The organism is Maribacter sp. (assembly GCF_039968975.1).
Taxonomy (GTDB): Bacteria; Bacteroidota; Bacteroidia; order Flavobacteriales; family Flavobacteriaceae; genus Maribacter.
The window spans coordinates 1-12,780 of sequence record NZ_JBDVOT010000181.1; the positions used below are offsets into that span (position 1 = coordinate 1).

General features: G+C 34.5%; 10 protein-coding genes and 1 pseudogene. 5 read left to right on the forward strand and 6 right to left on the reverse strand.

Going from position 1 to position 12,780, the window contains the following annotated elements; genetic code table 11:
* Both ABJI11_RS12105 and ABJI11_RS12110 read right to left on the reverse strand, forming a co-directional pair.
* The coding region (locus ABJI11_RS12105; protein ID WP_348352496.1) for an FAD:protein FMN transferase at positions 1 to 558 on the reverse strand (558 nt) is incomplete at its 3' end.
* Positions 559 to 583: 25 nt separating this feature from the next.
* The gene (locus ABJI11_RS12110; protein WP_348352478.1) at positions 584 to 1,024 is read right to left on the reverse strand and encodes a thioredoxin family protein; all 441 of its coding nucleotides are present in this window, start codon (positions 1,022 to 1,024) and stop codon (positions 584 to 586) included.
* Positions 1,025 to 1,429: 405 nt separating this feature from the next.
* Between ABJI11_RS12110 and pta the strand changes: the two genes are divergently transcribed.
* From pta to ABJI11_RS12135, 5 genes are all read left to right on the forward strand, one after another.
* The gene (gene pta / locus ABJI11_RS12115; RefSeq protein ID WP_348352480.1) at positions 1,430 to 3,523 is read left to right on the forward strand and encodes a phosphate acetyltransferase; all 2,094 of its coding nucleotides are present in this window, start codon (positions 1,430 to 1,432) and stop codon (positions 3,521 to 3,523) included.
* A 10-nt stretch (positions 3,524 to 3,533) separates the two neighbouring features.
* Complete coding sequence (locus tag ABJI11_RS12120; RefSeq protein ID WP_348352482.1) at positions 3,534 to 4,718, forward strand: acetate kinase; 1,185 nt, start codon at positions 3,534 to 3,536, stop codon at positions 4,716 to 4,718.
* Positions 4,719 to 4,855: 137 nt separating this feature from the next.
* Complete coding sequence (locus ABJI11_RS12125; RefSeq protein WP_348352484.1) at positions 4,856 to 5,185, forward strand: YtxH domain-containing protein; 330 nt, start codon at positions 4,856 to 4,858, stop codon at positions 5,183 to 5,185.
* 5 nt (positions 5,186 to 5,190) lie between these two features.
* The gene (locus ABJI11_RS12130; RefSeq protein ID WP_348352486.1) at positions 5,191 to 5,535 is read left to right on the forward strand and encodes a phage holin family protein; all 345 of its coding nucleotides are present in this window, start codon (positions 5,191 to 5,193) and stop codon (positions 5,533 to 5,535) included.
* Positions 5,536 to 5,537: 2 nt separating this feature from the next.
* Complete coding sequence (locus ABJI11_RS12135) at positions 5,538 to 5,789, forward strand: DUF6327 family protein (RefSeq protein WP_348352488.1); 252 nt, start codon at positions 5,538 to 5,540, stop codon at positions 5,787 to 5,789.
* A gap of 68 nt (positions 5,790 to 5,857) precedes the next feature.
* Here ABJI11_RS12135 and ABJI11_RS12140 read toward each other — a convergent pair whose 3' ends face one another.
* The 4 genes and pseudogenes from ABJI11_RS12140 to ABJI11_RS12155 all read right to left on the reverse strand — a co-directional run.
* A complete protein-coding gene (locus ABJI11_RS12140; protein WP_348352490.1) occupies positions 5,858 to 7,087 on the reverse strand; it encodes a TolC family protein in 1,230 nt (409 codons plus the stop codon).
* A gap of 76 nt (positions 7,088 to 7,163) precedes the next feature.
* Positions 7,164 to 10,244, reverse strand: coding sequence for an efflux RND transporter permease subunit (locus ABJI11_RS12145; protein WP_348352492.1), 3,081 nt, complete (start codon positions 10,242 to 10,244; stop codon positions 7,164 to 7,166).
* Positions 10,244 to 11,323 carry an efflux RND transporter periplasmic adaptor subunit gene (locus ABJI11_RS12150; RefSeq protein ID WP_348352494.1) on the reverse strand — a complete coding sequence of 360 codons (1,080 nt, stop codon included), beginning with the start codon at positions 11,321 to 11,323 and terminating at the stop codon, positions 10,244 to 10,246. Before ABJI11_RS12150 ends, ABJI11_RS12145 begins: the two co-directional genes overlap by 1 nt.
* Before the next feature lie 374 nt (positions 11,324 to 11,697).
* Positions 11,698 to 12,780: pseudogene (locus ABJI11_RS12155) on the reverse strand (ribonucleotide-diphosphate reductase subunit alpha); the annotation flags it as partial.

Consider the following 12,780-nt stretch of genomic DNA (forward strand, 5'->3'; position numbering starts at 1 on the left):
AGCATTTATGATCCCTGCTTCAACTCCTTTAGAAATTAGTAGTTCTTTTGCCTTGTCTGCGGCATACCCTTTACCAATGGCTCCAAAACCAATTTTCATTCCTGTTAACTTAAGAAAGACGGTATGTTTGTCTTTATCTAAAACTATATTATGATAGCCTACTTTAGAAACAGATGCTTTTACCACAGCATCTTTGGGCATTGTAGTCATGCTGCCATCAAACTTCCAGATTTTATCCATAGAGGCATAACTAATATCAAAAGCACCATCTGTCAGCTTAGAAATACCTATTCCCCTCTGTATTAAATTGAATAATTCAGCATCAACCTTGACCGGTTTAATTCCTGCATTTCTATTAATTTCTGATGTTTGTGAATCTGGGTCCCAAGAAGATATTAGGTTTTCTATTCTCTTTATTTCATTGATAGCCAAATCCATATACTCATCCCCTTCAACAGGATCTTTAGCCACGACCGTAATATCAAATCGGCTACCCATTAATTTCATGGTACGCTTAAAAGGCTCTTGGGCAAATAGCTGCCCAACAGAAGTTATCATCAATATGAGAAATAGTTTTTTCAAGCTATTTTATGAATGAATTTAGTTCTGCAATGTATTGTTCCGGTGAAAGTTTCTTGTAACTGGTTTCACCATAAACTTCACCATCTGCATTCATTACCACAACAAATGGAAATATTCCTTGCCTATTGTACTTTTCTGCTAGAGCTTTATTTTTATTCAATTGCTCCTTTGGTAATGCATTGCTCTTTCTACGCGGAAAGTCTGCTTGCAACATCACATAATGCTTATCCGCATACTCTTTAAACTTATCTGTAGACCATACCGCCCTATCTAATTTAATACAAGGCGCACACCAATCTGAGCCTTGAAACACCAATATAATAGGCATCTCATTTGTTTTGGCTATATATTTAGCTACATTTAGGTCTGTCTGCCAATCTTGGGCTAAAACTGAACCTGAAGCAGTCATTAACAACAGTAATAGAACTAGATATTGCTTCATAATTTTTAATTTTAAATCAAAACAGCACAAGAAACTATAAACGATAAAATTGTTCAAGCACAGTGATTAAAATAAGTTTCCCTCTAATAGCTAAACGTACCATTTACTAAAAATTGTGCTTCTGTAAGGACACCGTTTATCTAAATTAAAAATATGTTGATAAGTTAGATTAGAGAATAATGATTAGAATCTATGTCTACTACATATAGAAATATGATTAAAGTCATATTTAAAAATTACTTCGTGCTATACTTTTGAGCCTATAAAAATAGAGTTTGAGACTATTTTTAAGCAGATTCTGTTTAAAATATTAGAATCTTTAAAAGAAAATGTCAGATTTTAACTCAGATGTTCCTTACCCTTAAATAATCCTATAAATTTGTTAAACACTAATCCCATTTATTCGTGAGTAAAGCTATATATATTGTTACTACAGAGCCCAACAGTGGAAAATCAATTGTTTCACTTGGTCTCATGCAACTTCTTTTGGGCAGAACTGCTAAAGTTGGCTATTTTAGACCTATTATAGACGAAGTTCCCAATGGTAATACAGACAACCATATTGACACTGTTTTAAGCTACTTCAATGTAGATATGAAACCTGAAGAGGCTTTTGCATATACTCGTAGCCAGGTGGTTCAATTAAAAAACCAAGATAAAGATGATGAAATTGTAGGGCATATTATACACAAGTATAAAACCATAGAAAACAAGTTCGATTTCGTTTTAGTGGAAGGAACTGATTTTTCCGGAGAAGGCGCAATAATTGAATGGGATATCAACGTGCTTATTGCAAAAAACTTAGGTATACCCGCAGTAATTCTAGCAAGTGGAAAAAATAAAACTTTAGATGAACTAGTAGGTAACCTATACATGGCCTATGATTCTTTTAAAGAAAAAGGTGTAGACGTCTTGTTAATAGTAGCAAACAAAGTACAACCAGAAAATGTTACTATTGTTTCTAACGGATTAAAAGAAAAATTACCTGATGATGTTTTAGTAGGCACCATACCTGTAAACACTATTTTAGGTAGCCCTACATTAAAAGAAATTGCCCAAGAACTAGATGCCAAGATTCTTTTTGGTGAAGATTATATCAACAATCAAGTAGGAAGTTTTAGTGTTGGTGCAATGCAATTACGTAATTACATTACACATCTAAAAGATGATAGTCTGGTGATTACACCTGGTGATCGTGCAGATATTATTTTAGGCGCGCTACAAGCCAACATCTCAACAAATTACCCTAGCCTTTCTGGTATTGTTTTAACCGGAGGCTTACTTCCAGAGGAGTCTATCATTAAACTGATAGAAGGTCTGTCTGATATTATTCCTATTCTATCGGTTGCAAGGGGTACGTTCTATGTTACTAACAAAATTGGGACTATTAGACCACGTATATATGCTGAAAACACTGAAAAAATACAGACATCTATACAAGAATTTGAAAAGCACATTCCTACCAAAGAATTGGCTGAACGGTTAATCACCTTTAAGGCTAAAGGCATTACCCCTAGAATGTTTCAGTACAACCTTCTGCAGAAAGCTAAATCTTCTAAAAAGCATATTGTGTTACCTGAAGGCTCAGATGAACGTATTTTAATGGCAACCAAAATGCTTATAGATGCCGATGCCGTTAACATTACTCTTTTAGGAAATAGAGAACAAATCATCTCAAAAATCACTGAACTAGATATTGATTTAGATATCAATACTATCGCTATAATAGACCCAACGACGTCTGAGCAATTTTTAGACTATGCCTCTACCCTTTTTGAATTACGTAAGCATAAGAACGTAAACTTGGCAATGGCTAAAGATTTGATGGAAGATGTTTCATATTTTGGTACTATGATGGTTCATAAAGGGCATGCCGATGGTATGGTTTCAGGTGCGGTACATACCACCCAACATACCATTAGACCGGCGCTTCAATTTATAAAAACCAAACCAGGGGTTTCAATTGTGTCCTCCATATTTTTTATGTGCTTACCCAATAGGGTTACGGTATTTGGAGACTGCGCTATTAACCCTAACCCAAACTCTGAGCAGCTCTCTGAAATTGCTATTTCATCTGCCGCTACAAGTGCAGCTTTTGGAATTGAACCTAAAGTAGCTATGCTTTCTTATTCTTCTGGTGCTTCTGGCGTTGGTGAAGATGTAGATAGGGTTAGAAAGGCAACTGAAATCATTAAAGAAAAAAGACCAGATCTTAAAGTAGAAGGCCCAATTCAATATGATGCAGCAGTAGACGCTAAAGTCGGGTTAAGTAAATTGCCAGATTCTGAGGTAGCCGGGCAAGCTAGCGTATTTATATTTCCTGATTTAAATACAGGCAACAACACCTACAAAGCCGTGCAGAGAGAGACAGGTGCACTGGCAATAGGTCCTATGCTACAGGGGCTTAACAAACCTGTTAATGACTTAAGCCGCGGATGTACCGTAGATGATATTTTTAATACCGTAATAATTACTGCTATTCAAGCAGAAGGATTCTAAACCAACTTTAATGAATATTTTAATTATCAATTCCGGCAGTTCTTCCATTAAATATCAATTAATAAAAATGCCTTCAAAAAAGGTTATTTGCGTTGGCGCCATAGAGCGCATTGGTAGTAAAGATGCCATTTCTAATTATAAAACCGATGCTAATAAGGTTGAAAAAATTTATGAAATAGCTAACCATAAAGCCGGTCTAGAACGTATTACTTCTCTTTTATTAGACGCTGAAATTGGTGTTCTTAATAGCACCGATGATATTGATGCCATAGGGCATCGTGTGGTTCATGGTGGTAGTGATTATACAGAAACCACTTTAATTGATGAAGAGGTAAAAAGCAAAATTAACACACTCTCTAGTTTAGCCCCATTGCATAATCCTGCTAATTTACAAGGGATCGTAATGGCTGAAGAAATATTTACAACAGCAAAACAAGTGGTTGTTTTTGATACTGCTTTTCACGGTACCGTTCCTGTTAAGGCTAAAAAATATGCTATACCGAATGAATTATATGAGAATAACGGAATTCAAGCATATGGCTTTCATGGTACCAGCCATAAGTATGTTTCTGAAAAGGCAAATGAATATTTGAATAAAGAAAATACAAAACTTATTTCTATTCACTTAGGAAACGGATGCAGTATTACCGCAATTAAAGACGGTAAAAGTATTGATCACAGTATGGGATTTGCTCCTTCTAACGGACTTATAATGGGTACTCGAAGTGGTGATATTGACCATGCTATCATTTATTACATGGTGAATACACTAGGATATAGCCTAGATGAGGTCAATGAATTATTGAACAAAAAAAGTGGTATGCTAGGTCTTACAGGTTCTAACGATCTTCGGGATATTGAGGAAGAAGCCAGTAAAGGTAATGCTACTTGCATTCTAGCTTTAGAAATGAATGCTTATCGTATTAAAAAATATATAGGAGCATACTCCGCTACAATGAATGGACTAGATGCCATCATATTTACTGCAGGCATTGGCGAGAATTCTAGCCTAATGCGTCAACTTGTTTGTAAGGACATGGATTATTTCAATTTTCAATTAGATGATTCAAAAAACGAACTAAGATCAAAAAATACCAGAGAAGTAAATACCGTAGATTCTAAGGTTAAAATTTTAGTAATCCCTACAAATGAAGAATTAGAAATTGCCAAACAGGTGTATGAGCTACTTCACTAATTTTCAATGAAATAAAATTGTAATTCTCTTTTCCTATCATACTTACATAATTCTCATATATGACTTAAATCATATGTTAGGCATTTTTTAGTGTTTAAATTTATCTTGAAATGTAAATCTGATAAATATTAAATACTATGCAAAACGATAATGGAAATACTTTATTAGCGCTATTGACCGGAGCTGTTATTGGTGCTGGAATAGGAATTTTATATGCACCTGAAAAAGGAACTGAAACACGCCATAGAATCAAAAGAAAAGTTGAAGATACCAGTCATGACATAGCTGAAAGAGTTTCTCACGCAAAAGATGAGCTAACGAAAACAGCCAATGAACAGAAAGATGCTTTTGACAGAAAATTAGACGAAGCTATTTCAACGATGAGCTATAAAGCTGACGATATCATAGATAAGTTAGAACAAAAACTAGAAGAACTAAAAGCTCAAAACGCTCAACTACATAAATAGAAGCTATGGCTTTTGAAGAATTCAAAAATGACCTCATGGGACTAAAAACCGAAATGGGGTCATACTTAAATCATAGCGACGAATACTATAGACTTAAAATATTTAAGGTCTTATCAAAAAATGCTACTGGACTGTTAAAGCTATTTTTAATAGGTATTAGTAGTCTATTTGCATTATTGTTTCTATCATTTGCAGCCTGTTTGTGGCTGTCTGAACTCATGGATAGCTACTTCATAGGTTTTATTATCGTTTCTGGATTTTATATTATTATAACAGTTATGCTATATATATTCAGGGAACAACTAAACAAACCTGTACTTAAAAATTTATCTAAATATTATTTTGACTGATTATGAGCAAGCAATACCATTCTTTTGAGGAGATAGATGAGCGCTTGAAAGTTCTTAATCTTCAACGTCAAATTGCACAAGAAAGCATTAAACTTCAGTTTAATAGCGCCAAAACGGATCTAGTACCACAACAATTAAGACAAGGACTAGGTGCAACTTTTAGTCAAAAAGGGACTATTAAAAGCCTAGCAATCACTTTTCTTTCAGGTAAATTATTAGACTTTATTAAAAGTAAACGGAGACGTAAAAAATAATATTCAAATATATTTCTCAATTAATTATGATTCATTAATTGTAGTGCCTTTTTAAAATATAGCGCTCTTTAAATTTCTAAATCACCTGATAATTGTCTTAGAATTATCTCTGATAATTTTGCCTGAAATTTAGCATTACTAAATCTTACTTTTGCATTAATATAATTTAATTGAGCCGTTCTAAACTCAATTGTAGGTATGATTCCTATTCTAAATTTTTCTACTGTAATATCTAAATTTTCTTTCGCGATAGCCTCGTTATTACCTTCAAGTTCTATAAGGCTAATATTAGTTAAATAGGTCTGATAGGTAGTACCTAACAAAGATAATAATTGTTGTTCTTGTTCTTCAATGGCAATGGTGGCGTTTTGCAATTCTAACTTGCCAATCTTTTCATTTCTATTTTGATTAAAACCGTCAAACAAATTTAACCTTGCTCCAAAACCATAGCTAAAACCATTAGATTCTGAACTTGTGGTAAAACCTAAACTAGATTCTGAACTACCAAAATCATAACCTGTGGTTACATAAACAGTTGGGTATCTCGATGCTTTAATTTGTTTAAGTTCTAACTCACTTATTCTTTTACTTATTCTTTGCGCATTTAATTGCGGATTATTAGTAATCACCGTCATTTCCAAATCTGGCAACAACAAACTTTGATCTACAAATATTTCGGGTATTGCCTTAAATTTAGTTTTGATATCTCTAGCTAATTGTTGGTTAAGTTCAATCTTTGTATTGGCATATGTCTCTTTTTGTCGCTGCATTAAAGTTAAATCTGTATTCAAATCTACTTTTGCATTTAATACCTCTAGCTTAGAAGCTTTACCAATAGAAAACCTGTTTTGAGCTAATTCAACCCTTTGTTTAGATATTAATATAGTGCTATCCAAAGCAGATAACTGCTGCTGCTGCTGTACTAAATCATAATAAGTAATCATCACTTCACCAACTTTGGTCAGAATCACCTGTTTTAACTCTGCCTCTCCTAAATTTTTATTCTGTTTTAATTGTTCGTAATTAGCGAACATGCTTAAACCATCAAATAGCGTCCAATCTAAAGCTACTCCGTAATTTAGACTATTATTCTTGGCATTATCTTGTTCTTCTTGAGAACCATCTGATCGTGTTTGAGATAAATTTTGAATGCTATTATTATCTTCAATAGTAGCTTCAATACTTGGTAGCATACCTGCAAAACCCGGACTCACAGATAGCGAATCTATTTTTAAATTATTACCTGCAGTAATTATTTGGTAATTATTCTCTACAGCAATTTTTACTGCGTCTTGCATTGTAAGTACCTCTTGCCCAAAGCAATTGAATACAAAAAAACATAATATGAGGGTAGTATATTTCAAGTAGTTCATTTTAATATGTTTCAAGCTCTTTAAATTCAGGTCTTTCTACTTTTTCTCTAGACCACAACATATAAAGTGCGGGTATCACAAATAAGGTTAACATTAACGAGAACATAGTACCGCCAATAATAACTACACCCATACCTATTCTACTAGTTGATGCAGCACCGAGCGATAATGCAATGGGTAATGCCCCAAGTGCAATGGTTAAACTAGTCATTAAAATAGGTCGCAATCTAGATTCTGATGCTTGTAAAACAGCTTCTCTTTTTGCAAGACCCTCTTCTCGTAGCTGGTTTGCGAACTCTACTATTAGAATTCCATTTTTAGTTACTAGACCTATTAGCATTATAGTACCTATTTGACTAAAAATATTCCAAGATTGACCGAATAACCACAATGAGAACATGGCTCCTGCAACCGCCATAGGTACGGTTAAAATGATAATAAACGGATCAACGAAACTTTCAAATTGAGCGGCTAAAATTAGAAATATTAAAAGAAGCGCCAAACCAAAGGCAAAAAGGGTGTTTGAACCACTTTCCACAAAATCTCTTGATTCTCCTCCTAAATCCGTAGTAAAAGATTCATCTAAAACTTTATCTTTAATACGCTCCATTGCTTCAATACCGTCATTTATAGTTTTACCTGGCGACAAGTTAGCGGATACCGTAGCTGCCATATACCTATTATTATGATATAGCTGAGGCGGACTACTATGTTCTGATGTCTGAACTAAATTATCTAACTGAATTAATAATCCGTCTTTATTCTTAACAAAAATAGAGGTCAAATCCATCGGGGCATCCCTATCTTCCTTATCAAATTGCCCAATTACTTGATACTGTTTTCCATTCATCAAAAAATACCCAAATCGCTGACCACTTAATGATAATTGTAATGTTTCTGCTACATCAATTACGGATACTCCTAATGTCTCTGCTTTTTCGCGGTCAATGGTCACATAAATTTCTGGTTTATCAAATTTTAAGTTCACATCTACAAATGAAAAGGTTTCGTCTTTTTCCACTTCGGCCATGAATACAGGAATATTCTCTTCTAATTTTTTAAAGTTTTGAGCTTGAATAATAAACTGTATCGGTGGTCCTCCCCTCCTATTTACTGAAATTGTAGGTCGTTCAGATACGTTTGATTTACCTCCAACATATGCTTTAGCCCACTCTCCCAAATCATTGGCTATCTCTTTCTGAGAGCGTTCCCTTTCACTTGGGTCTACCAAGGCTATATTTGCTCTACCACTATTTACCGAAGAAGAACCAAAACCAGGAGAAGTAAGCACCAGGCTTACTTTTTTCTCAGGAACGGAATCATTTATCAACTCTGTAATATCTGTCATTAACCGATCCATATACTCATAAGATGATCCTTCAGGAGCATTTACATTTAGGCGAATAAAGCTACGATCATCATAAGGTGCCGTTTCTTTAGGTAGCAAAGTATAGAACAAACCTATAAGCCCTAAACATCCCACCAAAATTGGAAAACTCATCCATTTTCTCTTCATAAATACCCGTAAAGATTCTGCATACGAGTGATTCATTCTTAAAAAGTACTTCTCGGTAACATGATAAAATTTAGATTGCTTTTGCTTACCAGGTTTTATTAGGTACGCATTTAACATAGGTGTTAATGATAGTGAAACAAATGCCGAAATTAGTACAGCGGCACCCAATACTACACCGAACTCACGAAAAAGCCTACCAACGAATCCTTCTAAAAATATAACTGGTAAGAATACCGCTGCCAAGGTTATTGATATTGAAATAACGGCAAAGAATATTTCATTAGAACCTTTTATAGCTGCCTCAATAGGGCTCATACCCTCTTCTACTTTTTTATATATATTTTCGGTCACAACAATACCATCATCCACTACCAAACCTGTAGCAAGAACAATAGCTAACAATGTTAACACATTTATGGAATAGCCAAACAACCACATGATAAAAAAAGTTGCTATCAAGGATACAGGAATATCAATTAATGGTCTCATTGCCATAGACCAGTTTCTAAAGAAGATAAAAATTACAAGAATTACCAGTACAATAGAAATAAGTAAGGTTTCTGCTACTTCAGTTACCGCTCTTCTCACAAATACAGTATCATCGATTACCACATTCAACTTAAACCCTTCCGGCAAATCTTGTTTTAGCTTTTCATATTCCTCATAAAAGGCATCGGCAATCTCCAAATAGTTTGTACCTGGTTGTGGAATTACGGCAGTTGCCACCATTGGCTGACCAGAATCGCTCATTTTGGTCTCCATATTTTCACCTTCTAATGAGGCTTTACCTATGTCACTTAAACGAACCAGTTTTTCATTATCTGCCATGATAATGATATTATTAAACTGTTCTTCGGTATTAAGATTACCTATAGTCTTAACAGTGAGCTCCGTATTATCACCGGTCAATTTTCCCGATGGTAACTCTATATTCTGTGCCAACAATGCCTCTTGTACATCTGAAACAGTTAAACCATATGATGAAAGTTTTAACGGATCAATCCAAAGACGCATGGCATATCTACGCTGCCCCCATATCTGAACGCTACTAACACCTGGTATGGTTTCAATACGTTGAGCAATTACATTTTCAGCATAATCTGAAAGCTCCAGAATATTCTTGCCGTCGCTCTGTACGGTCATTGAAAGTATTCTTTGTGCATCGGCATCTGATTTTGAAACTACAGGTGCAGCATCCAAATCTTCTGGCAAACTTCCTACCGCTTGCGCTACCTTGTCCCTGACATCGTTAGCAGCATCCTCTAGATTTTTATCCAAATTAAATTCAATACTAATAGAACTTGACCCTTGTACACTTGACGATGTAATATTGCGTATACCATCAATAGAATTAATAGCTTTTTCCAAAGGTTCTGTAATCTGCGATTCTATAATATCTGCATTGGCTCCTGAATAAGTAGTCCTTACCGATACTTGCGCCGGATCAATAGAAGGAAATTCTCGTACACCCAAATAGGTATAACCAATAATTCCAAACAGAACTAAGGTCAGGTTCATTACTATTGTCAGAACCGGTCTCTTTATGCTTAAGGTAGATAGATTCATTATTCTGCAGTTTGAGTTTCGGTTTGGTCAAAATCTACCGTTATAGGTGTTCCATTTTTTAACGCCATAACACCATAGGTTAAAATGGTATCACCTACTTTTAAGCCTGTTAATACCCGGACTTCATTACCCGTACGAGCTCCTATCTCAACATCTATTTCTTTTGCTTTACCTTTTTCGGAAATAAAAATTCGTTTTCCGTTTTGAACGGGAATCAATGATTCTGAGGGAACCATCAAAGCATCATCAACACTTTCTAAAGGAAGCATTACATTTGCATAAGTACCAGGATATAATTTACCTTCACTATTTTCTGCAATTGCCCTCATTTTTAAAGTCCTAGTCGCTATTTCAACTTCTGGCTCTACTGCATACACCTTTGCATCATGCTCCATCTTAGAATCTGAAGTAGTAAACGTTAAGTTGGAACCTATACCAACTTCTGATGCGTATTTCTCTGGTATCGAAAATGTAATTTTAAGTTTACTGGTGTTTACCAATTTAGCGATAGGCGTAATTGGTGTTACATAAGTTCCTTTTGAAATAGAACGTAAACCAATGGTACCTGAAAAAGGTGCTCTTACAATTGTTTTAGACAATTGCGCTTGTATTAACTGAGACTCTGCACTCGCAGATTGAAAGTCTGCACTTACAATTTCATATTCTTCTTGACTAATGGCTTGCTTTTCTAAAAGCAATTTTGCTCTTCGTTCATTTTCTGAAGCTAACTTCTGTGCAGTTCTTACTTTAGACAATTGTGCCTGTAGCTCAATATCATTTACCTTAAATAATACTTGACCTTGAACTACTTTACTACCTTCTTTAAAATTAATGCTCTCGACTACGCCAGATACTTCACTTCTAATTTCTATTTGCTCATTGGCTTCAATAGTACCAGAAAGAGAAATATTGTCGTTAAATTTTTGTGGTTGTAATATCAAGCCTTTTACAGTAGTAGCAGAAGTCGTTTGTTCTGAAGTTTTTTGAGCTCCTATTTCGCTATTGGCGTTTATTCGGTATACAATTAATGAGATAATACCAATTAACAATATACTGTAAACAATGTATTTTGTTTTCATAGGTGGTGGAATAGAATTTAGTTAGTTTGGTAGCTAACAAATCTAAACCTAATCACCAATTTTGGGGATATCTTAAGCTATATTTAACAAGGTTTTAGCACCTAATTACCATCTATATAAAAATAAGTATAGTAGGTTATCATAAAGACAATTAATTAGGACAAGCGAAATATAAAAAGGTTTAATTCAACCTGGTTTTTAACATATATAGTCCTTTTAAAAAAAGAACAACAACTTCTTTAAAGAAATTACTTATTAAGAATAATTCACCTTTTTATATCATAAAACAAAAAAACTGGTGCCTTAGTAGAACATTTTTGTTCACTAAAACACCAGTTTATATTATTAACTAAATTTTACTCTAATAGCACTAATTACGCTTCACAACTAGCACAATCTTTCTTTTGCTTAAATTTTTGTGCTGCATTCATACTATGCTGGTAGTACAATGATTTCAAACCTAATTTCCATGCAGTTACATGAATCTTATTGATTTCTTTTACCGGCATATCTGGGTGCACTATAATATTCACTGACTGACCTTGATCAATATGATTTTGTCTGTTCGCTGCTTGATAGATAATATCCATTTGATCAATTTCAGAGTATGTTTTAAATACGTCTTTCTCCAAATCTGATAGGAAATCTAAATGTTGCACAGACCCATCAAAATCACGAATGCTATGCCAAACCGCTGTAGTATTCATTCCCTTTTCTTCTAACAACTCAACTAAGAAAGGATTTCTAATCGTAGTTTTCACCTTAGCGATATCTTTTACATAGGTATTAGACCAAATTGGCTCAATACCTTGAGATACTTGACCTAAGATAAATGCAGAAGATGTTGTTGGAGCAATTGCGTTCAATGTTGCATTTCTTCTACCGTATCCTTTCAATACTTCTGGTTCGCCAAATTTATCGGCTAACTCCGCAGAAGCGCTGTAAGATTTATCTTTTATTGTTTTGAATATTTCACTATTCAAATTATATGCCTCTTGACTGTTGAAAGGTAACATTTTAGATTGCAATAGTGAATGCCATCCTAATACACCTAAACCTAAAGCACGGTTATCTTTTGCAAAGTTATATGCACGCTCCATAAACATGAACGTTTGGCGATCTTCACGACTTTCTGAGTCACGGTATACTTCTAACTTCTCACAGAACTCAGTAATAACTGCATCTAAAAAGAATACCATAGTTTCTACGGCATCTGTATCTTTCCATTTATCATAATGAAGAACGTTCACAGAAGATAATACACATACAAAAGACCACTCGTCACTTGATGGTAACATAATTTCTGTACATAGGTTACTCGCATGAATTTTGTGTCCTTTTTCCTTGTACACATCAGAAGCACCATTGTTAGCATTATCCTTAAAGAAGATATATGGATACCCCATTTCACCTCTTCTCTGTAATACTTTTGCCCAGATAGAACGCTTTTCATTATC

Coding starts and splice junctions, on each gene's coding strand:
- ABJI11_RS12145 (WP_348352492.1), bottom strand. CDS start 10,244: ATGAATCTATCTACCTTAAGCATAAAGAGACCGGTTCTGACAATAGTA.
- ABJI11_RS12140 (WP_348352490.1), bottom strand. CDS start 7,087: ATGCAAGACGCAGTAAAAATTGCTGTAGAGAATAATTACCAAATAATT.
- ABJI11_RS12110 (WP_348352478.1), bottom strand. CDS start 1,024: ATGAAGCAATATCTAGTTCTATTACTGTTGTTAATGACTGCTTCAGGT.
- ABJI11_RS12130 (WP_348352486.1), top strand. CDS start 5,191: ATGGCTTTTGAAGAATTCAAAAATGACCTCATGGGACTAAAAACCGAA.
- ABJI11_RS12120 (WP_348352482.1), top strand. CDS start 3,534: ATGAATATTTTAATTATCAATTCCGGCAGTTCTTCCATTAAATATCAA.
- ABJI11_RS12125 (WP_348352484.1), top strand. CDS start 4,856: ATGCAAAACGATAATGGAAATACTTTATTAGCGCTATTGACCGGAGCT.
- ABJI11_RS12135 (WP_348352488.1), top strand. CDS start 5,538: ATGAGCAAGCAATACCATTCTTTTGAGGAGATAGATGAGCGCTTGAAA.
- ABJI11_RS12150 (WP_348352494.1), bottom strand. CDS start 11,323: ATGAAAACAAAATACATTGTTTACAGTATATTGTTAATTGGTATTATC.